The 20,678-nt window shown below is 62.9% G+C and carries 19 protein-coding genes and 1 tRNA gene; 9 read left to right on the top strand and 11 right to left on the bottom strand.

The window, feature by feature from the left end; translation table 11 throughout:
- Positions 1-3: 3 nt before the first annotated feature.
- The 4 genes from Q4G20_RS00935 to Q4G20_RS00950 are packed head-to-tail and all read right to left on the bottom strand — an operon-like array spanning position 4 to position 5,755.
- Positions 4-645 (bottom strand): aminotransferase class IV family protein, encoded by a 642-nt coding sequence (locus tag Q4G20_RS00935; protein ID WP_368660766.1) that lies wholly within the window; start codon positions 643-645, stop codon positions 4-6.
- Positions 597-1,694 carry an aminodeoxychorismate synthase component I gene (locus Q4G20_RS00940; protein WP_368660767.1) on the bottom strand — a complete coding sequence of 366 codons (1,098 nt, stop codon included), beginning with the start codon at positions 1,692-1,694 and terminating at the stop codon, positions 597-599. Before Q4G20_RS00940 ends, Q4G20_RS00935 begins: the two co-directional genes overlap by 49 nt.
- Positions 1,691-5,143: a transcription-repair coupling factor gene (gene mfd, locus Q4G20_RS00945; protein ID WP_303341205.1), complete on the bottom strand. Its 3,453-nt coding sequence runs from the start codon at positions 5,141-5,143 to the stop codon at positions 1,691-1,693. Before mfd ends, Q4G20_RS00940 begins: the two co-directional genes overlap by 4 nt.
- 39 nt (positions 5,144-5,182) lie before the next feature.
- A complete protein-coding gene (locus tag Q4G20_RS00950; RefSeq protein ID WP_303341208.1) occupies positions 5,183-5,755 on the bottom strand; it encodes a hypothetical protein in 573 nt (190 codons plus the stop codon).
- Positions 5,756-5,826: 71 nt separating this feature from the next.
- On the opposite strand from Q4G20_RS00950, the gene hemB reads away from it, so the two are divergent.
- The 3 genes from hemB to Q4G20_RS00965 all read left to right on the top strand — a co-directional run bounded on the left by hemB (position 5,827) and on the right by Q4G20_RS00965 (position 8,385).
- Entirely contained in the window at positions 5,827-6,828 is a 1,002-nt protein-coding gene (gene hemB / locus Q4G20_RS00955) for a porphobilinogen synthase (RefSeq protein ID WP_303341209.1), read from the top strand.
- Between the two features lie 87 nt (positions 6,829-6,915).
- Complete coding sequence (locus Q4G20_RS00960) at positions 6,916-7,497, top strand: YSC84-related protein (protein ID WP_303341210.1); 582 nt, start codon at positions 6,916-6,918, stop codon at positions 7,495-7,497.
- 405 nt (positions 7,498-7,902) lie between these two features.
- Complete coding sequence (locus Q4G20_RS00965) at positions 7,903-8,385, top strand: hypothetical protein (RefSeq protein ID WP_303341212.1); 483 nt, start codon at positions 7,903-7,905, stop codon at positions 8,383-8,385.
- A 35-nt stretch (positions 8,386-8,420) separates the two neighbouring features.
- Here Q4G20_RS00965 and mltG read toward each other — a convergent pair whose 3' ends face one another.
- Both mltG and fabF read right to left on the bottom strand, forming a co-directional pair.
- Positions 8,421-9,602: an endolytic transglycosylase MltG gene (gene mltG, locus Q4G20_RS00970; RefSeq protein WP_303341214.1), complete on the bottom strand. Its 1,182-nt coding sequence runs from the start codon at positions 9,600-9,602 to the stop codon at positions 8,421-8,423.
- Positions 9,599-10,861, bottom strand: a complete 1,263-nt coding sequence (gene fabF / locus Q4G20_RS00975; protein ID WP_303341217.1) for a beta-ketoacyl-ACP synthase II — start codon at positions 10,859-10,861, stop codon at positions 9,599-9,601. The genes mltG and fabF overlap by 4 nt, the downstream gene beginning before the upstream one ends.
- A gap of 169 nt (positions 10,862-11,030) precedes the next feature.
- Between fabF and Q4G20_RS00980 the strand changes: the two genes are divergently transcribed.
- Genes Q4G20_RS00980 through phnE form a run of 3 tightly spaced genes read left to right on the top strand, consistent with a single transcriptional unit; the run spans position 11,031 to position 13,427 of the window.
- On the top strand, positions 11,031-11,885 hold the full coding sequence (locus Q4G20_RS00980) for a phosphate/phosphite/phosphonate ABC transporter substrate-binding protein (RefSeq protein ID WP_303341219.1): 855 nt from the start codon (positions 11,031-11,033) through the stop codon (positions 11,883-11,885).
- Positions 11,886-11,889: 4 nt separating this feature from the next.
- Positions 11,890-12,651, top strand: a complete 762-nt coding sequence (gene phnC, locus Q4G20_RS00985) for a phosphonate ABC transporter ATP-binding protein (RefSeq protein WP_303341221.1) — start codon at positions 11,890-11,892, stop codon at positions 12,649-12,651.
- On the top strand, positions 12,648-13,427 hold the full coding sequence (gene phnE / locus Q4G20_RS00990) for a phosphonate ABC transporter, permease protein PhnE (protein WP_303341223.1): 780 nt from the start codon (positions 12,648-12,650) through the stop codon (positions 13,425-13,427). The genes phnC and phnE overlap by 4 nt, the downstream gene beginning before the upstream one ends.
- 24 nt (positions 13,428-13,451) lie before the next feature.
- Here the strand turns inward: phnE and Q4G20_RS00995 are convergent.
- Both Q4G20_RS00995 and lipA read right to left on the bottom strand, forming a co-directional pair.
- Positions 13,452-13,535: transfer RNA gene (locus Q4G20_RS00995), tRNA-Leu, on the bottom strand.
- 120 nt (positions 13,536-13,655) lie between these two features.
- Complete coding sequence (lipA, locus tag Q4G20_RS01000; RefSeq protein WP_303341225.1) at positions 13,656-14,606, bottom strand: lipoyl synthase; 951 nt, start codon at positions 14,604-14,606, stop codon at positions 13,656-13,658.
- Positions 14,607-14,752: 146 nt separating this feature from the next.
- On the opposite strand from lipA, the gene Q4G20_RS01005 reads away from it, so the two are divergent.
- Positions 14,753-15,301, top strand: a complete 549-nt coding sequence (locus Q4G20_RS01005) for a peroxiredoxin (protein WP_303341227.1) — start codon at positions 14,753-14,755, stop codon at positions 15,299-15,301.
- Here the strand turns inward: Q4G20_RS01005 and Q4G20_RS01010 are convergent.
- The gene (locus tag Q4G20_RS01010) at positions 15,298-16,218 is read right to left on the bottom strand and encodes a hydrogen peroxide-inducible genes activator (RefSeq protein ID WP_303341229.1); all 921 of its coding nucleotides are present in this window, start codon (positions 16,216-16,218) and stop codon (positions 15,298-15,300) included. The two genes, Q4G20_RS01005 and Q4G20_RS01010, sit on opposite strands and share 4 nt — an antisense overlap.
- Before the next feature lie 57 nt (positions 16,219-16,275).
- Positions 16,276-17,286, bottom strand: a complete 1,011-nt coding sequence (locus Q4G20_RS01015) for a DUF6456 domain-containing protein (protein ID WP_303341430.1) — start codon at positions 17,284-17,286, stop codon at positions 16,276-16,278.
- Positions 17,287-17,569: 283 nt separating this feature from the next.
- On the opposite strand from Q4G20_RS01015, the gene Q4G20_RS01020 reads away from it, so the two are divergent.
- Positions 17,570-17,896: a DUF6477 family protein gene (locus Q4G20_RS01020; RefSeq protein WP_303341231.1), complete on the top strand. Its 327-nt coding sequence runs from the start codon at positions 17,570-17,572 to the stop codon at positions 17,894-17,896.
- Here Q4G20_RS01020 and Q4G20_RS01025 read toward each other — a convergent pair.
- Complete coding sequence (locus Q4G20_RS01025; protein WP_303341233.1) at positions 17,893-19,455, bottom strand: helicase HerA-like domain-containing protein; 1,563 nt, start codon at positions 19,453-19,455, stop codon at positions 17,893-17,895. The genes Q4G20_RS01020 and Q4G20_RS01025 overlap by 4 nt on opposite strands.
- Positions 19,456-19,948: 493 nt before the next feature.
- Here Q4G20_RS01025 and Q4G20_RS01030 point away from each other — a divergent pair, with 493 nt between their 5' ends.
- A complete protein-coding gene (locus tag Q4G20_RS01030; RefSeq protein WP_303341234.1) occupies positions 19,949-20,629 on the top strand; it encodes an invasion associated locus B family protein in 681 nt (226 codons plus the stop codon).
- Positions 20,630-20,678: the final 49 nt, after the last annotated feature.

Below are 20,678 nucleotides of genomic sequence, written 5' to 3' on the forward strand. Positions count from 1 at the left end.
GGCTTAGGCCCCCACCAACCGCGCCGGGATCAACCCGCGCAGCGCATTGCCGCAGAAAAACCGACCCGCCAGATCACCGGGCGTCAGCACCGTTTCGACCGCGCGCCCCGTGGCCAGCAATTCCGCCCGCAGCACCCCCGGCAACACTCCGCAAGACAGAGGCGGCGTTAACAACCGGTCGCCATCCGGGACAAAAACATTCGTAATGCTGCCTTCGCAGATCTGGCCGTGTTCGTTCAGCAAGACGGCTTCATCCACCCCATCCGGCAGCGACGCGCGCGCCGCGTCATAGGCGGGGCGATGCGTGGTTTTGATCCGCAACCACGGATCATCCGACCGCAACCGCTGATCCGCCACCATCACCCGCCATTCCGGCGGATTATCCGGCAAGGCCGCATGGGTCAGCGCCACCTGCCCCCCCCGGTCCACGGCCAGACGCGCGCGCAGAACGCCACCCGGCAGCGCGTCCATCACCGCCGCCACGCGCCCCGCATCCAGCGGAAATCCAACCGCCGCGCAGCCGCGTTCCAGCCGCGCAAGGTGGCGCGGCCACAGCGCCACCCGCCCGGCATCCGAACGCATGGTTTCAAAAACGGTTAATCCGTCAGGCGCAGAAAGGCGGCTTTGCACAGGGCTTCGTCCCATTCGGATGTGGTGGTGCTGTCATACACAATGCCGCCGCCGACATTCAGACGCAACCGCCCCGGTGCCGCGACCCAGGGCGAGCGGATCGCCACGCTGAACCGCATCGGCCCCGCCGGATCAACCCAGCCAATCGCGCCGCAATAAATGTCGCGCGGGGCCTGTTCCAGTTCGGCGATAATCTGCATCGCGCGGATTTTCGGCGCGCCGGTGATGGACCCGCACGGAAACAGCGCCGCCAGAATATCGGCCAGCCCCACCCCCGCCGCCAGTTGCCCGGTCACGGTCGAGGTCATCTGATGAACCGTCGCATAGGTTTCGACATGGAACAGTTGCGGCACGCGCACCGTTCCGGGCCGGCAAACCCGGCTGATATCGTTGCGCAGCAGGTCCACGATCATCAGATTTTCGGCGCGGTTTTTGTCCGACGCCTGCAACGCTGCGGCGGCCGCGCGGTCAGCGGCCGGGGTGGCACCGCGCGGGGCGGTTCCCTTCATCGGGCGGGTGTGGATGACGCCCCCTTTATCGACGGCAAAGAACAATTCCGGGCTGCGCGACAAAACCACCGGCCCGCCCAGATCGACAAACGCGCCATGCCCGACCGGCTGCCGCGCGACCAACCCGGCATAGAGCGCCAGCGGATCGCCCGCAAAATCGGCCTCCATCGGAAAGGTCAGGTTGATCTGATAGGTGTCGCCCGCGCGGATGTAATTCTGCACCGCCTGCAACGCCGCGTCATAGCGCGCACGATCCCATAGCGGACGCACCGGCCCGATCCAGCCACCGGGCGCGGGCAGAGGCGGGGCGGGCTGCGGTGCGTCAAACACCCCCATCAGGATCAAGGGCATATCGCCCGCCGGTCCCGGAACCCCCGTCAGCGCCTGCCCCAATTCATAGGACAGACACCCCGCCAGCCACGCGCCATCATCACGCGCAGCCTGCATATCGGCCAAGGCCCGCGCCACATCGCCCGCGCCATCCGCGCGGATCACCGAACGCGGCGCGTCAAACAGCGTGCCGCCCGGAATGGGGCCGTGGTCGAACCGGATCACCGCGCGGCCTTTGCCTTAACCGCCAGATCGCGGGCGATGCTGAATGCGCCCTTGATCCGGTCGGCATCGGTGGCCCAGTCGCGACGGACAAAGATTTTGTTATCCGTCACCTTGGCCTGCCCGCGCTGATCGGTCAAAAATTCAACCAGCCCCGCCGGGTTGGGGTATTTGTCGTTGTGGAACTGCACCGTCGCGCCCTTGGGTCCGGCATCCAGCCGCGCGATATTGGCGCGTTTCGCCATGGCCTTGATGCGGATGACCAACAGCAGCGTGTTCACTTCGCGCGGCAGAGGGCCGAAACGGTCGATCAGTTCGGCGGCGAAACCTTCCAGTTCGACCTTGGTCGTCAGTTCGGCCAGACGGCGATACAGACCCAGCCGCACATCCAGATCGGGGATATAGCTGTCGGGAATCGTCACCGGCACGCCCAGATTCAGTTGCGGCGCCCATTCGTCTTCGGGCGTGCCTTCGATTTCGCCGGATTTCAGCTTTGCAATCGTTTCTTCCAGCATGGCCTGATACAGTTCAAAGCCAACCTCTTTCATATGGCCCGACTGTTCTTCGCCCAAGAGATTGCCCGCGCCGCGCAGGTCCATATCCTGCGACGCCAGATTGAACCCCGCGCCCAACCCGTCGATGGACCCCAGAAATTTTAACCGCCGCATCGCCTGCGGAGTCAGCGGCTGGCGCGGTTTCGTGGTCAGGTAACAATAAGCGCGCGTTTTCGACCGCCCCACCCGTCCCCGGATCTGATACAGTTGCGCCAGCCCGAACATATCCGCGCGCCACACAATCATCGTGTTCGCGGTCGGAATATCCAGCCCGCTTTCCACAATCGTTGTGGCCAGCAAAATGTCATGGCTGCCGTCGTAAAACGCGTTCATCCGCGCATCCAGATCGCCCGCCGCCAACTGACCATGCGCGACGATAAAGTTCAGCTCTGGCACGTTTTCGGTCAGCCAATGTTCCAGATCGGGCAGATCGGACAGGCGCGGCACGACGATGAAACTCTGCCCGCCGCGATATTTTTCGCGCAGCAGTGCCTCGCGCACGGTCACGCTGTCAAATTCGCTGACATAGGTTCGGATCGCCAGACGGTCCACCGGCGGCGTGCCGATGATCGACAGATCGCGAACGCCGGTCAGCGACAGTTGCAGCGTGCGCGGAATGGGCGTGGCGGTCAGGGTCAGAACGTGGATGTCCGACCGCAATTCTTTCAGCCGTTCTTTGTGGCCGACGCCGAAATGCTGTTCTTCGTCGATGATCAGCAGGCCCAGTTGTTTGAACCGCACCGCCTTGGCCAGAACGGCATGGGTGCCAACCACAATATCCACCGTGCCATCGGCCAGCCCGGCGCGGGTCGCCGCCGCGTCTTTGGCGGTCACGAACCGCGACAAGGGACGCACATTGATCGCGGTGCCGCGGAACCGTTCGGCAAAGGTTTTGAAATGCTGACGCGCCAGCAGAGTCGTAGGGGCGACCACGGCCACTTGCATCCCCTGACTGGCCGCGACAAATGCGGCACGCATCGCGACCTCGGTCTTGCCGAAGCCGACATCGCCGACGATCAGGCGATCCATCGGGCGACCGGCGGCAAGATCGGTCAGAATGTCATCAATCGCCGCCGCCTGATCGTCCGTTTCGCTGTAGGGAAACCGCGCGGCAAAGGATTGCCAATCGTGATCAGCGGGTTCCAGAACCGGCGCAGGACGCAGCAGCCGTTCGGCGGCGACCCGCATCAGTTTATCCGCAATCAGGCGGATGCGTTCTTTCAGCCGGGCCTTGCGCGCCTGCCACGCGCCGCCGCCCAGACGGTCCAGCAGACCTTCTTCGTGGCCGTAACGCGACAGCAATTCGATGTTTTCGACCGGCAGGAACAGACGATCCCCGCCCGCATATTCCAAGGCGACACAATCATGCGGCACGCCCGCCGCCGTGATGGTTTCCAACCCCGTATAGCGCCCGATGCCGTGTTCCACATGCACGACCAGATCGCCGGGGGTCAGGCTGGTGGTGTCTTTCAGAAAGTTTTCCGCCTTGCGCCGTTTTTTCGCGCCCCGGATCAGGCGATCGCCCAGAACGTCCTGTTCCGAAATCACCGCGATTTTGCCAAGGGCCTGACCATCGGCGACAAAGCCTTCGTCCAGGGGCCAGACGGCCAACCCCACGGTTCCGGGGCTGGGCAGATCGCGCAGGTCAGTGATCGGGCGGGTGGCGGTCATGCCTTCGTCAGCCAACAACCCCGCCAGACGGTCGCGCGCACCATCGGAAAAGCTGGCCACGACCACGCGATGATCCCGCGACAAAGCCTTAACATGCTGCGACAGCGCGTTGAAGATATTGATGGATTCGTTCTGTCTTTCAGGGGCGAAATTGCGCCCCACGCGCCCGCCTGCATCCAGCACGCCCGGCCCCGGCGGCTGCGCCAGAACCGACAGACGCAGCACGCGATGCGGGGCCAGCCAGCCGCGCCATTCGGCATCGGTCGGGAACATCAGATCCGGCGGCACGGGTTTATAAACGCTGTCGCTGCGGCCCTTGGCGGCCATAGCGGCGCGGCGGGCGTCGAATTGTTCGGCGATCATCGCGCGGCGGGCATCGATCACCTGCCCCATATGGTCATCCAGCACCACCGACGCGCCGGGGACATAATCAAACAGCCCCACCATGCCGTCATGAAACCATGGCAACCAGTGTTCCATCCCGGCGGTTTTGCGACCGGCGCTGACGCTTTCATAGAGGGGGTCGTTCGTGCCGCCGCCATATTCGCTGCGGTAATTCTGGCGAAACCGCGTGATGGCGGGGTCGTCGAGGATCACCTCGGACATGGGGGCCAGCTCGACCCGGTCCAGATTTTCCGTGGTGCGCTGCGTCACCGGGTCAAAGCGGCGCGCGCCGTCCAGCACATCCCCGAACAGGTCCAGCCGGACGGGTCCCGATTCTCCGGGCGGGAAAATGTCGATGATGCCGCCGCGCAGGGCGTAATCGCCGGGTTCGGTCACCGTCGGCGCCTGAACAAAGCCCATCCGCACCAGAAAATCGCGCAAAGCGGCGTCGTTGATCCGGCTGCCCACGGTTGCCACGAAACTGGCCCCCGCGACCAGTTCCCGCCCCGGCACCCGTTGCAGCACCGCCGACAGTGTGGTCAGCACCACGAACGGCCCCCGGATCGCGCCCGATGCCAGCATCGCCAGCGTCGCCATCCGCGCGGCCTGAATTTCCGGCGCGGGCGACACGCGGTCATAGGGCGTCGTGTCCCATGCCGGGAAATCAATCACCGGCAGCGTGGGCGCCATAAACGCCAATGCCGCGCGCATCGCGGCCATGCGGCGATCGTCGCGCGCGATGTGAATCACGGGCGCGCCGTTGTTTTCGGGACGCGCAGCCTCGCGCGCGATCAGGGCGGCGTCATAGCCGTGCGGCGCGCCAGAAAGGATCAGGTCGGACATGATCGGTCAGCTAAGCCACCCCGCGCCAGAGTCAAGGTTTCACAACCCGTTCGGATGCATCAACGCCCAGATCGTCCCCCAAATCGCCGCGCCTGCCACCGACAGAATCGACAACAGCGACACCAACCGGCGATGCGTGACCATGCGGCGCACCACCTGCGGCCCCGCCTGATCCAACGGCAATGCGCCATTCTGCGCGGCGGACAGGATCGGCGACAGCCCGGCGGCCAGAACCGCGCGCATCCAGAACAGCACCCAGAACGGGAACAGCAGGATGAACACGGCCTGCGCCATTTCCAGCCGGAACATGAACCCAAACACGAACAGGCTGGTCAACGCAAAGCTGGTGAGGGCTAGGAAAATCGCCCCCTCGGACCGGCCCAATTGCCAGCGGGGCAGAATCAGCGACAGCCAATCCATCAGCGCCATCACCCCCGCGCCGTCGGGCGATCCGTCGCGCAGTTCTCGTTGCGCGCGGGCGACGACATCGGTCGGCACGCCCAACAGGCTGCGCCCGTTGACGGACCACATGCCGACCAAGACCAGCCAATACCACACCGTGACAAAGGACCGGCTGTCCAGAAATCCGATCAGGCTGTTAAACTGCGGCACGGGCGGTTCCTTGTTTCTGTCTGCGCGCGACCTTAGAACGGGACGCAGCCAAGGGAAAGCAGGAGAAAAACATGCCCACACCCATCATCGCCCCCTTTCCCGCATCCCGCCTGCGCCGGTTGCGCCGCAGCGCCAATATCCGCGCGATGGTGTCGGAAACCAACCTGACCGCTTCAAACCTGATCTGGCCGATCTTCGTGACCGAGGTTGCGGGCGCCGAAGGCGAAATCCCGTCCATGCCGGGTGTGGAACGGCTGACTCTGGACGGGGCGAAACGTGCGGCGGAACGCGCGGCGCGGCTGAATATCCCGGCGGTCTGTATTTTCCCCCATTCCGATGGCGATTTGAAAACCGAAAGCTGCGAACGCGCCTGGGATCCCGACAATATCGGCAATCTGGCGATTCGCGCGGTCAAAGACGCAGTGCCGGAATTGGCGGTGATGACGGATATTGCGCTCGATCCCTATAATATCAACGGCCATGATGGTTTTGTCGTGAATGGCGAAATCATGAATGACGAAACGATCGAGGCTTTGGTGCGCATGGCCTTGGTTCAGGCCGAATCGGGGGCCGATATTCTGGGACCGTCCGACATGATGGACGGCCGCATCGGCGCGCTGCGCGGCGCGCTTGAGGCCGCGGGACATAAACATGTCGCCATTCTGTCCTATGCCGCGAAATTCGCCAGTGCGTTTTACGGCCCGTTCCGTGATGCGGTCGGCGCGTCGGGGCGTCTGGTCGGAGACAAAAAAACCTATCAAATCAACCCCGCCAACCGGGGCGAGGCGATCCGCTGCGTCGCCCGCGATCTGGCCGAGGGCGCCGATATGGTCATGGTCAAACCCGGCCTGCCCTATCTGGACATCTGCCGCGCAGTCAAAGACGAATTCGGCGCGCCGACCTTTGCCTATCAGGTCAGCGGCGAATACGCGATGCTGGAAGGCGCGATTCGCAATGGCTGGCTGTCGCGCGATGCGATGATGGAAAGCCTGCTGTCGTTCCGCCGCGCGGGCTGTGACGGGGTGCTGACCTATTTCGCGCCGATGATTGCCGAAATGCTGCGCGGGGAATAAGGGGCGCTTTCAGGTGACAGGCGCGGCGTTTTGCCCTAACGTCGCGCCAAAAGGGCCGCCACGCGCCCGCCAGTCAAAGGTCTTGATATGCATAACCGTTTTCATCTGAACCGCCGTCATTTCATGCTGGCCGCTGCGGGCGCGGCGGTTGCGGGGTGCAGCAACGCCGTTGGCACCAATGCCGCCGCGCAACTGGATGGGCGCGTTGAACAAACGCATCAGTATCTGATGCAGACCTATCCATCCGCTGCGGCCTTGATCGGGCAATCGCGCGGCGTGCTGTATATGCCCCTGATGACCGAAGCGGCGGTCGGCTTTGGCGGGGCCTATGGTCAGGGCGCGCTGCGCATCGACGGGCAGACCGTCGATTATTATTCCGCCACGCGCGGCAGTTTTGGGTTCCAGCTGGGCGCGCAGCAATATGCGCATGTGTTGATTTTTCAGACCGAACCGGCCTTGGCGGCGTTTCGTGCCGCGCCGGGCTGGGTGGCCGGGGCGGGCGCGTTCTACGCCGTCCCGGATCGTGGCGCGGCCATCGGAGCCGACACGCTGGGCGCGCAAATCCCGGTGGTCGCCATGATCTTTGGCCAATCGGGCCTGATGGCCGGCGCCGCCATTGAAGGCACAAAATACACCCGCGTTATTCCGTCTGCTTTGGGTCGTTTTTGAAAAAAGGCGCCGGGATTCATCCGTGAATACCCGGCGCCAACCAATTAACCATGTTTCTGAACCGAGAAACACGCGCCGGTTGCTACATATAATAAAATATATATGTGATTTGTTTTTCAATGCGGCGATTTGCACGCCCGCACCATTTTGAAAGACGCCAATCGGGCGCAAGCACCCCATATATCCATTTGATTTTTCACAATACAATTAATGATTGTATTCTAGTCTCTATTTTCTAGATACAAAAAAACAACTAACCAGCTCGCGCCACACCGCTACACTCATAAGCGTTGTTTAGTGAGTGAGGTGCCCGGTGTTTTGGGCGGTTGTAAATTGGTTGGGCGCATTATGCGCCCTTGTGTTTCCATCGCAGGCGCAGCCTTGTTCTTTACAAGGGGGCCTGTGATGGATTGCACCCCCGGTCAGGATTGCATCAATTGGCAGGTTGGGGCGGGATTTCGTCCAGCAGTATGGGCAACGGATGATGACGCCCTGCAATGTCCGTTGCTGGCTGCTGGCGATGACACACCGCTGGCCGGAAAAATGGCGGCGGGCTGGCATGATACCGAACTGGTCTTTAACCTGTTTGACCCGACGCCGGGGGTGCTGTCGGCTGTGCCGGGGGGGCCGGTATGGCAGCCCGCAGGCGGTTCGCCAAATGGCGCCACGCCCGGACCTGGCGCGATCATCCCGCCGTCCCTGCCCCCGGCCACCTATCCCGGCGGCACGCCCGCAACGCCCGACGCACCGTTGATCCCGCTGATCCCCGTGCAGCCCCCCGAGGATATCCCGGACCTTCCGGCCCCGGTGCCGCTGCCCGATTCCGGCGCGTTGCTGATATCTGTGCTGGCAGCGTCATTTGTGCTGCGGCGCTTTCGGCGCGGCTGATATAACGCCCGCCACAGACATGGCGGGCGTTAACCTTAATCCGTTTGCACCGGCGTGTCGGCGGGCAAACCCTGCTGGCGTTCGATCTCGCGCCAGCGGGCGACGGCGGCGTTGTGTTCGGCCAAGGTGCGGCTGAACGCATGCCCCCCGGTCCCGTCCGCCACGAAGAAGATATAATCCGTCGTGTCCGGATTCAGCGCCGCGCGGATTGCCGCGCGTCCGGGATTGGCAATCGGCGTCGGCGGCAGCCCGTCGATCTGATAGGTGTTATAGGGCGTCCGCGCGTTCAGTTCCGACCGCCGAATCCCGCGATCCAGAATCCCCTGACCGCCGGTCACGCCATAAATCACCGTCGGGTCGGTTTGCAGCCGCATCCCTTGGCGCAGGCGATTAACGAACACGCTGGCCACCTGCGGGCGTTCCGCCGCAACGCCGGTTTCCTTTTCGACGATAGACGCCATAATCAACGCCTCGGCCGGGGTGGCATAGGGCAGCCCCAGTTGCCGGTTTTCCCATTCCGCCGTCAAAATCGCTTCCTGACGCCGCGCCATTTCCGCCAGCAGCGCCGCGCGGTCCCCGCCGCGATCCACGGCATAGGTATCGGGCGCCAGACTGCCCTCGGCCGGGATCGACGTCACGTCGCCCGACAGCCAGCTGGCGGCGTTCAGCGCCTGAACCACCTGCCAACTGGTCACGCCTTCGGCCATGACGACGCGCAGGCGGGCATCGGGCTGGTCCACAGCGGCCAGAATTTCCGGCAAGGGCTGGTCGCTGTCGGGGTTGTAACGGGCCAGTTCCTCATATGCGCCGGTTGCGGGGTTAATATCGCGCAGCAGCACCGTGTTTTCGCGGACACCGACGCGGGCGATCACTTCGGTTCCGCAGGTGGATGCGCCGCCGGTGGTGATGGTCGTGACGATGCTTTCCATGCTGGCGCCGGGTTGCACCAGATAGCTGCCGAATTTCAGATCCCGCGCCTTGCCCATATAATCGGCACCCGCGCGAAACACATAAGCGTTTGAAATCGCGCCCTGATCCGCCAATCGTTCGCTGACCGCATTCAGCGATGCGCCCGGCGCGACCTGCACGCATTGGGCGACCGCGCTTGGCCCCGGTCCGGTGAATTCGCGTTTGCCCCACGCAACCGCCCCGGCGACGGCGATCAATAACACAATCGCCAGCGTCAGGAAGTTCGACGCGATGTTGCGCCAGATCATGCGTCAACCTTTCCCAGCACCAGACTGGCATTGGTCCCGCCAAAGCCAAAGCTGTTGGACAGCGCCACATTCACCTGACGGCGCACGGCGGCGTTCGCGGCCAGATCCAGACGCGGCGCAACCGCCGGGTTATCAAGGTTAATCGTCGGCGGGCAAATCTGGTCGCGGATGGCCAGCACGCAGAAAATCGCCTCAACCGCGCCCGCGGCCCCCAGCAGGTGGCCGATGCTGGATTTCGTCGATGACATCACGGCATTGCCGGCGTGATCACCCAACAGCCGTTCAACCGCACCCAGTTCGATGGTGTCAGCCATCGTGCTGGTGCCATGCGCGTTGATATAGTCGATCTGATCCGGCGTGATCCCCGCCGAACGCAGCGCGTTTTGCATCGCGCGGAACCCACCGTCGCCATCCTCGGACGGGGCGGTGATGTGATAGGCGTCGCCAGAGAGGCCATAGCCCAACACCTCGGCATAGATTTTCGCGCCGCGCGCCTTGGCGTGTTCGTATTCTTCCAGCACGACGACACCCGCGCCTTCGCCCATCACGAACCCGTCGCGATCCGCGTCATAGGGGCGGCTGGCCGCCTGCGGATCATCGGCGCGTTTCGTTGACAGCGCCTTGCAGGCGTTGAAACCCGCAATCCCGATTTCGCTGATCGGCGATTCCGCGCCGCCCGCGATCATCACATCGGCATCGCCCAGCATGATCAGCCGCGCGGCGTCACCAATGGCGTGCGCGCCGGTCGAACAGGCGGTGACAACGGCGTGGTTCGGCCCCTTGAACCCGTAACGGATGCTGACCTGACCGGAAATCAGGTTAATCAGCGCGCCGGGGATAAAGAACGGGCTGACCCGTTTCGGGCCGCGCTCCTTAATCAGAACGGCGGTTTCGGCAATGCTGGTCAGCCCGCCAATGCCGGACCCGATCATCACGCCGGTGCGCAGGCGGCTTTCGTCATCTTCGGGCATCCAATTGGCGTCGCGCACGGCCTGTTCGGCGGCGGCAATGCCATAGAGGATAAAGTCATCGACCTTGCGTCGGTCCTTGGGTTCCATCCAGTCGTTGGGATTGAACGTGCCGTCGCTGCCATCCCCGAACGGGATTTCACAGGCATAGGTGGTCACAACATTGCTGGCATCAAATCGCGTGATCGGACCCGCGCCCGATTTTCCGGCCAAAATGCGTTCCCATGTCGCATCCACACCACAGGCCAGCGGCGTGACCATTCCCAGACCCGTGACAACAACCCTACGCATCCGCGTTCATCCTTTATCTGCTCAGTTGCCGCTGTGATACACGCCCGCCGGTTCCCGCGCAACGCCGCCGGGGTAACACCAAATCGTTAAGAAAAGATCACCAAACGGACACGCCCATGTCACAAAACCCCGCTTGATTGGCGGAAACCATGAAAAAGGCGGATTTATCATGCAAAAACTGTCCCTGATCGCGGCGCTTGCGCTGTCTGTTGCGGCCCCGGCCCTTGCGGCTGACACATCGTCATGCCCGGCCACGCTGCGTTACGCCGATACCGGCGTCGAAGGGCTTGAGGAACTGCGCCGTTCCTTTGGTCCCTTCGTCGAAACGGTTCAGAACATCACCGGGCTGGGCGTTGAATTTTTCCCGGTCGGCAACCGCACCGCCGCCGCAACGGCGCTTGAATTCGGGCAGGTTGACGTTGTGATGACCGGCCCGTCGGAATATGTCGCGATCCAGACCCGCATCAATGATGTAAAGCCGATCGTCAGCTTTGCGCGCCCGGCCTATGCGTCGATCTTTATTGTGCCGAAAGACAGCGGAATCAACGCGCTGACCGATCTGAAGGGCAAATCCATTTCGATGAAGGATGTGGGTTCGACCACCGGCCACATCATCCCCGCCTATATGCTGGTCGAAGCCGGTCTGGACATCGACCGCGATGTGCGCATCGTCAATCTGGGTGGCACCAGCCTGCAAGCGTTGATTTCGGGCGATGTGGACGCCGCCGCAACCGGCGTGCGCGATTGGGAACCGTTCGTCGAAATGGCCGGTGACGGTTACGAAATTCTGGAACAATCGCCGCAAATGCCGGACGATCTGATTCTGGCCGGTCCGCATATCAGCACCGAATGCGTCGATTACCTGCGCACGAAAATGATGGAAAACGGCCCTGCCCTGATCGACGCCACGCTGGCCCCCGAAGGCCGCGAACGCTATCGCGGTGCCGAATTGGTGGCCGTGGATGACGCGACCTATGACGTGGTGCGCAAAGCCTATGCCGCTCTGGGCCTGACCCCGGAATAAGCTGATGCGGGTTCAGGTTCAGAACGTCGCCAAAACCTATCCCGATGGCACGCAGGTGCTGCATGATGTCAGCTTTGACATTCCATCGGGACAGGGCGTGGCCTTGTTGGGCGCAAATGGCTGCGGCAAATCCACCCTGCTGCGCTGTATTCTGGGACTTGAACCCGTGACGCGCGGGGCGATCCTGCTGGATGGCACCGATATAACACAGGCACGCGGGCGCAAATTGCGCCTGCTGCGCACCGATATTGGTTCGGTTTTTCAACAGTTTAATCTGGTTGGCAATCTGTCCGTGCATCAAAATGTGCTGTTTGGCCGGATGGGCGCGCATGGGTTCTGGCGGTCTCTGTCCATCACGGCACCGGCGGATGCGCGCGACCGCGCCATGGCCTGTCTGGACCGCGTCGGTCTGGCGCATCTGGCGGCGCGGCGCACCGACACCCTGTCGGGCGGCCAGCAACAGCGCGTGGCCATTGCCCGCATGTTGATGCAGGACGCCAAGATCGTGTTCGCCGACGAACCCGTCGCCAGCCTTGACCCCAAAGCGGGCCGCGAGGTGATGGATCTGCTGTTCGAGATCGTTCAGGAACGCAACCTGACCGTCGTTTGCGTGCTGCACCAACTGGATCTGGCGCGGCATTATGCGGGCCGGATCATCGGGCTGAAACAGGGGCGCGTGGCCTTGGACGGCGCGCCCGACAGCCTGACCGACGACCAACTGGCCGACCTTTACCAAGGCGCGCCCACCACACAGGACGCCGCATGACGCCCCCCGTCCGATTCAACCGCCCGCCCGCGCTGATCTTTGTCATCATCCTGATTTTCGCGGCGTTTTTCATTCAGGGCCTGTCATCGGCGGGTATCTCGACCGACCGCCTGATTCGCGGATCGTCCAATCTGGGGCGGTTTTTGGGATCGGCCTTTCCGCCGTCCATGGCCCGCATTGATGTGATCGCAAAATCCATGTGGGAAACGCTGAATATGGCCGTGGTGGGCGTCACCTTTGGAGTGATTCTGTCGCTGCCGATGGCGTTGCTCTGCGCGCGCAACACATCGCCGCATTGGACGGTGCGGATCGTCGCGGTGAATATCGTATCCACGCTGCGCACGATCCCCGACCTGATCTGGGCGCTGATTTTCGTGGTCGCGGTTGGCCTGGGGCCTCTGGCCGGGATTTTGGCGATTGTCATGGACACCATCGGATTCTGCGCCCGCTTTTTCGCCGAACGGATCGAAGAAACGAACCCCCGCCCCGGCACCGCCCTGCGCGCGGCGGGTGCGTCCCGCGGCGCGGTTGTGGGCGCGGCGATACTGCCGGAATGTTTCCCGTCATTCGTCGCCACATCGCTGTTTTCCGTGGAAAAAGCCGTGCGATCCGCCGTGGTTCTGGGGCTGGTCGGCGCGGGCGGGATTGGGGTTGAACTGACCTCGGCGATGAACCTGTTCCGCTATAACGAGGCGCTGACCATCATTCTGGTCATCCTGATCGTGGTGATTGCAGTGGAACAAATCGCGCAGATGATCCGCCGCCGAATTATCTAAAGTCGGATCATCTAAAACGGACGCTGGTAGGGGTAGAGGGACTTGAACCCCCACGCCTTGCGGCGGGGCATTTTGAATGCCCTGCGTCTACCATTCCGCCATACCCCCACGGCGTCCGTTCGCGTCATCTAATGCGTTGCGAAGGGCTTGGCAAGCCCCCTTTCGTCACAGAATTGTCGGAAAAAGCAAACGCCCGCGCGGACCGCACGGGCGCATGAAATCAGCCGCTTAGGCGCGGCCCAGCTTTTCCAGCCGCGCATCCCGCAGACGCGCGAAATCATCGCCCGCATGGTATGACGAACGGGTCAGCGGCGTGGCCGACACCATCAGAAACCCTTTGCCATAGGCGGCCTTTTCATAACCCGCGAATTCGTCCGGGGTTACGAAACGATCCACACGGTGATGTTTCGGCGTCGGCTGCAAATATTGCCCGATGGTCATAAAGTCGATGTCGGCCGCGCGCATGTCGTCCATGACTTGCAGGACGGATTGGCGATCTTCGCCCAAGCCCACCATGATGCCGGATTTGGTGAACATGGTCGGGTCCAGTTCCTTGACCCGCTGCAACAGGCGCAGGCTGTGGAAATACCGCGCGCCGGGTCGGACGGTCGGATAGAGGCCCGGCACCGTTTCCAGATTGTGGTTAAACACGTCAGGCCGCGCCGCAACCACGGTTTCTAACGCATCGGGGCCGCATTTCAGGAAATCGGGGGTCAACACCTCGATCGTGCTGTCGGGGCTGCGGTGACGGATGGCGCGGATGGTTTGGGCGAAATGTTCGGCCCCGCCATCGGCCAGATCGTCGCGGTCAACGGATGTGATCACAACATGTTTCAGCCCCAGTTTCTGCACCGCATGGGCCACGCGCCCCGGTTCGAACGCGTCTAACGCATCCGGCCGGCCCGTCGCCACATTGCAGAATGTGCAACCCCGCGTGCAGATTTCGCCCATGATCATCATGGTGGCGTGACCCTGCGACCAACATTCGCCGACATTGGGGCAGCCTGCCTCTTCGCACACGGTGGACAGGCGGTTTTCGCGCAGCAGATCGCGGGTTTGCTTATACCCTTCGGATGTGGGCGCCTTGACGCGGATCCATGACGGCTTTTTCGGCTGCGCCTGATCGGGGCGGTGCGCCTTTTCCGGGTGACGCTGATCGGGAATGCGAAGGTCGCGCAAGGTCATATCCTTTCAACCGCAGGTTTGCCGAAGATAGGCGAAACCCCGCGCTTTTGCAATGTGACAACCGCTCCCCGTTGCCAATGCCGCAGCGCAGCGTTACCCAAGCCCCAACGGGAGGAACCCCAAAACCGAAAGGAAAAGCCATGAAAACCGGATCGAGATTGCCTGACGTGACCTTTCGCACCCGTGTGCGGGACGAATCGGTTGGCGGGCCGAACCCGTATCGTTGGCAGGATATGACGACCGCCGATTATTTCGCGGGCAAGCGCGTTGTTCTGTTTTCGCTGCCCGGTGCGTTCACGCCGACCTGTTCCACCTATCAGCTGCCCGGCTTTGAAAAAGCGTTCGGCCAGATGCGCGATCTGGGCGTGGATGCGATTTACTGCATGTCGGTGAATGACAGCTTTGTCATGAACCAATGGGCAAAATCGCAAAACCTGCAAAATGTTGGCGTGATTCCCGATGGTTCGGGCGAATTCACCGACAAAGTGGGGATGCTGGTGCGCAAAGATAATCTGGGCTTTGGCGCGCGGTCCTGGCGTTACGCCGCCGTGGTGAATGACGGCGTGGTCGAAGCCTGGTTCGAAGAAGAAGGCCGTTGCGACGATTGCGACACTGATCCGTATGGCGCGACCTCGCCGGAAACGGTGCTGACCTATCTGGAAACGGCCCGCGTGTCGGAACCCGCCTAAGACCGTTGCGGGGCGGCGTCCTGTGTCAGCGCGGTGCCGCCCCGGATCAACAATTCGGCCAATTCGTCGAACCACCCGCCCGCGGGCGTGGACGCGCGGCGCAGCAACATCACATCACGCGCGGGCGCAGGTTCAGGAAAGCGCATGACCGCCAGACCGGGCGCGGCAGCAATTTCCTGCGCGCGGGCGATTTCGGGCAAAAAGGTCAACCCCATCCCCTGCCCCGCCAGTCGGCACAACGTGGCCAGAGACGCCGCCCCCAAATCCAGCCGACCCGACCGGCGCGACAATCCGCAGACCTCTAACGCCTGGTCGCCCAGACAATGGCCTTCGTCCAACAGCAGCAACTGTCCCGGATCCAGATCGCGCGGATCGGGGGCCTGATCGCGCAGCGCCGCAATCCGCGCCGCACTGCCCGCCAGCAAAAACGCATCGCGGAACAGAGGCACCGCCGCGAAATCATCGGGCGCAGGCGTCGCAATCACAATTGCATCCAGCCGCCCCGCCGCCAATTCATCCAGCAGGCGTTCGGTCTGAGCCTCACGCAGATGCAGATCGCGGCCAATATCGCGGGCGCGCAGTTCGGGCAGGACCAGAGGCAACAGATAGGGCGCGACCGTCGGGATCATCCCCAGCATCAGCCGCCCGCCCTGCCCCGGCTGGCGCAATCCGCGTTCCAGCCCCGCCATGGCGGCCATCACCTGCCGCGCGTGATGTTCCAAGGCGCGCCCTTGCGGGGTCAGCACCACACCGGCACCCGTGCGTTCGACCAGTTGCGCGCCGGCCACATCCTCTAACGCTTTGATCTGCATAGATAAGGCAGGCTGGCTGATATGCGCGGATTCCGCTGCACGGGTGAAATGCCCGGTTTCGGTCAGCGCAAGGAAATAGCGCAACTGGCGCAGCGTGATGTTCATGCCCCCTTGATACAGGCCCCCGCGCCAAAGAAAAGGGGCATCGAAATGCCCCCCATCTCAGCCGATCAGCGGCGCGCCCTTGCCATAGGTTTCGTCGTAATGGCGTTGCAGCCGCATCAGCGCCAGCCGCAGCACGATTTTGCCCGACCGCGCGGACCAGCCAAGGCGGCGCTCGGTCATCTCGATCCCTTCCAGAAAACAACAGACGCGCAAGGCGATGTCACCCATCCCCGGCCCCAATTCGCGCAGGGCAAGCGCCACGCGGTTGCGCGCCTTATCCGACCCGCCGCCCGTGCCGCCCAAACCCCGCGACACATCCACGCCAGACGTTAGAAACCCGTCCCAGTTCTGCGTGACGCGTGGCCCCATCTGCGCCAGTTCAAAATCTTCGCGCAGGCGTTCGCCCGCCGTCACCATGTCCGGCGTCAGGAACGGGTTGCCGTCATGGTCCCGACGCCGCGCCAGAATCAGCATCGGGCTTTCGGCGATGTTGCAACGGGCGTGACGGCGGCGGCCATCCTCGGGGTCTTGGATCATGCGGTTTTCATAAACGCGATGCTGATCGGCAAAGGGCTGCGCGTCGGGCGTCACGGGTTCGGCTGTGTCGATCCCGTCGCCCAGAATCGCGTTGCGTTGCCGAGGCGACCGCAGCATCGCGCGCAACGCATCCCGCCCCGCATTCGAAATAATGTAACGATGCACCCGCCCCGTCGGCGCCTGCGCCACCAGCCACCCGCGCAGCGCCATCGTTTCGGCCAGCCTCCGGTCCAGAACGGCGGTGCGAATATCGTCGCGCGTCACGATGGCCTTTTCCATATTGTCCGCCGTCACCAACAGCGCGCCCGGTTCGGCCAGACGACGCAGCACCCGCATCGCATCGCGGGCGTCGTTTTCGGGTTTCGCCGCGCGCGGGGTCAGCGCGCCATCCACCAGCGGATCATCGCGGCGTTGTTCAAACCGGCGGATGCGGCGCAAGATCGTAGACGGGTGACACCCCGCCTGACGCGCCAGCGAACGGATCGTTTCCCCCTGTTCGACATGGCGCAGATACAGCTGCGCGTCGATCATCTCGGCATCCCCGCGATGCGGCACGGCGTTCGGGTCGCTGGTGAAGTCACCGCTTAACATCATCATGTTACGTCCTTTTTTATTTCCTGTGCGATTGGTCAAAATCGCGCTGAGTTGATTCTGCACCGCGCGTTGCGGATGCGTTCGGAACATGGACGCAACATTCCCTAACAATTCCTAAAGAAACCTTTCCGGCGCGCGCGATGCAACCACAGGTTGCGCAACACCCACCGGACCTGTGGCACAACCGGCGCGACATAAAAAACGCACGGGACATTCCGCCATGACCAACAATGACAATGTGATCGCCTTTCCGATGCGCCGCCCTGACGCGCCGCTGCGCCGCCCCGCGGTTCTGATCCGCGCCGCAAAGGCGGGGCAAAGCGGCTGGCGGCGGCTGCGCGATTTACCCCGACTGTTGCGCATGGGTGACTGTCCCGCGCCCGGTCAGGCACTGGCGCGGCTGCGCGCCGCCGAATCGCTGATGAATGACGCGCGGCTGGAACGGCGGGCCGATTACGACATGCAACAGCATGTGTTGCTGATGATCGCGATTCTGGCGGAAATGCGCGCCGTGGCCCAGATCACCCCACAGCGCGCCGCCAGTTAACGCCCGCGGCTGAGCGAGCCCAGAACGCCCCGGATCAAGGCCTGCCCGCTGCGCGTCCCCAATTGCCGCGCCATGCTTTTGCCAAAGGTTTCCAGAATACTGTCCGACCGCGACGCGCGGGTGGTTTTGGGTTTTGGCGTGGTTTTCGGGGTTGGTGCCTCATACCGGCGGGCGTTTTGGTATTCGCGCCCCTCGGGCATGGTAAACAGATCGTCGTTTTGCGCGGCCTGCTGCGCCGCCTGCTGCGCGCGACGGGCCAGCATTTCATGCGCGGAATCCGCGTCGATCCGGTCGTTGTATTTTTCGCCCATGGGCGACGCCGCCAGAATCGCCGCGCGTTCATCGCCCGTAATCGGCCCCAACTGGCTGAACGGAGGCCGAATCAGCGTGCGTTGCGCGATGCCCGGCACGCCTTTGTCTTGCAGAAATGACGTCACCGCCTCACCGGTGCCAACGGCCTGGATCGCCTCGGCAATGTCGAAATCGGGGTTTTGGCGGTAATTTTCCGCCGCCTGACGCAACGCGCGCTGATCCTTGGCGGTAAAGGCGCGCAGGGCGTGCTGCACGCGGTTGCCCAGCTGCCCCAGCACCGATTCGGGAATATCGGCGGGGCTTTGCGTGATAAACCAGATGCTGACGCCTTTGGACCGGATCAGCCGCGCGACTCGTTCAATCTTTTCAATCAGGGCCTTAGGCGCGTCGTTGAACAGCAGATGCGCCTCGTCAAAGAAAAACGCCATCACGGGGCGGTCGGGGTCGCCCACCTCGGGCAGTTGTTCAAACAGTTCGGACAGCAGCCATAACAGGAACGTCGCATAGAGACGCGGCGCGTTCATCAGCCGTTCGGCGGCCAGAATGTTGATCATCCCCCGCCCCTGATCGTCGCGCCGCATCAGGTCGGCCAGCGACAGCGCGGGTTCCCCGAACAACAAATCGCCGCCCTGATTTTCCAGCACCAGCAAAGCGCGCTGAATCGCGCCGACGCTGGCCGCGCTGACATTGCCGTAACGCAGCGACAGATCCTGCGCGTTCTGCCCGACCCAGACCAGCATCGCTTGCAGGTCTTTCATGTCCAGCAGGGGCAAACCTTCTTCGTCGGCCACGCGAAAGGCGATGTTCATCACGCCTTCCTGTGCCGGGGTCAGCGACATCAGACGCGACAGCAGCAGCGGCCCCATATCGGCGGGGGTGGTGCGCACGGGGTGGCCCAATTCGCCCCACACATCCCAGAACGTCACCGGGAATTGCTGATAATCCAGTTCCACCCCGATCTGCGCCGCGCGTTTCGTGAACGCATCATGCAGCCGCGCGTCCGGGCTGCCCGGTTGCGACAGGCCCGCCAGATCGCCCTTAATATCGGCCAAAAACACCGGCACGCCGGCCAATGACAGGCTTTCGGCCAGCGTCTGCAAGGTCACGGTTTTGCCGGTGCCGGTCGCGCCCGCAATCAGCCCGTGCCGATTCGCGTATTTCAGCAACACTGTTTCATGCCGCGCGTAATCCGGCCCGCAACCGCCCACAATCGCCCGATTTTCCGCGTTATCCAGCACCTGCGCCATACGAATCCCCATTAATCTGCGCAAATAGGGCAAAAAAGCGCCCCTGCGACCGTTGCGACAATACAAATTTAAGAATTTTGTGCCAGTATGAACCTGTCCGGGCATATGCCTGTGCGCCGGACCTTCCTCCCTGTTGGACTGGCCGCGCCTTTGGGCGCGGCTTTTTTTATTGCAAAACCACGTCGCTCCGCATCACAAACTAACTGAAAGGGCAGTTGACGTGACCTTATTTGCGAATTAGCGTGCGACCAATAACGACCGGCAAGTCCGGCAGGGAGAGACGCGAACGCGTCAAGGGCCGCAGTTCCGCTGCGGCCTTTTCATATGTTAACCCTGTCAGCCGATTGCGGCGAAATCAACCGATCCGCCCGGCACCGGCGAAAATACGCCGTCACGCAGGGGTCACATGATTGGGCGCGCACATCTTGCGGACTGACAACGACAAACAGACGTGGTATTGACCCCCAACGCTTTGAGCTAAGGGAAGAAAAACATGACCATGAAACGCTCGGCCGCGCTGTTGGCGGCGCTTGCCCTGATTGCCGCGCCCGCCTTGGCGCAGGATGCCTCCACCCCGGCGACCACCAGCGAACAACCCGCCGAGGCAACGGCAGCGGACACCCCCACGACCGAGGCCCCCGCAACCGAGGCCGCAACACCGGCAACCGACGCGTCCGCCGCGGCCCCGGAAACGCCCGCCGAAACTCCGGCGGAACCCGCCTTGGGGTCGTATTACGCCAAAGACCAGCATCAGGATTGGGTCATCCGCTGCATCAAAACCGATCAGGACAAAGACCCCTGCGAGATGTATAAACTGTTGCAGGACGGCGAAGGCACGGCGGTTGCCGAACTGACGCTGATCCCGCTGACCGGGGGCGATGTTGCCGCCGGGGCCACGCTGATCGCGCCTTTGGGAACCGACCTGATGGAGGGCGTGGGCATGCAGGTGGACAGCGGACAGGCCCGTGCCTATCCGTTCGGCTTCTGTGAACAGGCCGGTTGCGTCGCGCGCATGGGCTTTACCAATGCCGAGCTGACCCAGATGAAGCGCGGCAATCAGGCCACCCTGCGCCTGCTGCCCTTTGGTGGCGACCCGCAAAACCCGGTGCTGCTGCCGATGTCGCTGTCGGGCTTTACCGCCGCGTTCAATCAGCTGGAAGAATATGTGAAATAATCAAAAACCGCGCCGAAAGGCGCGGTTTTTTCGTTCCTGCGGGGGCGGA

Origin of the sequence: Paracoccus sp. (in: a-proteobacteria) (assembly GCF_030538495.1) — a bacterium.
Classification (GTDB): domain Bacteria; phylum Pseudomonadota; class Alphaproteobacteria; order Rhodobacterales; family Rhodobacteraceae; genus Paracoccus.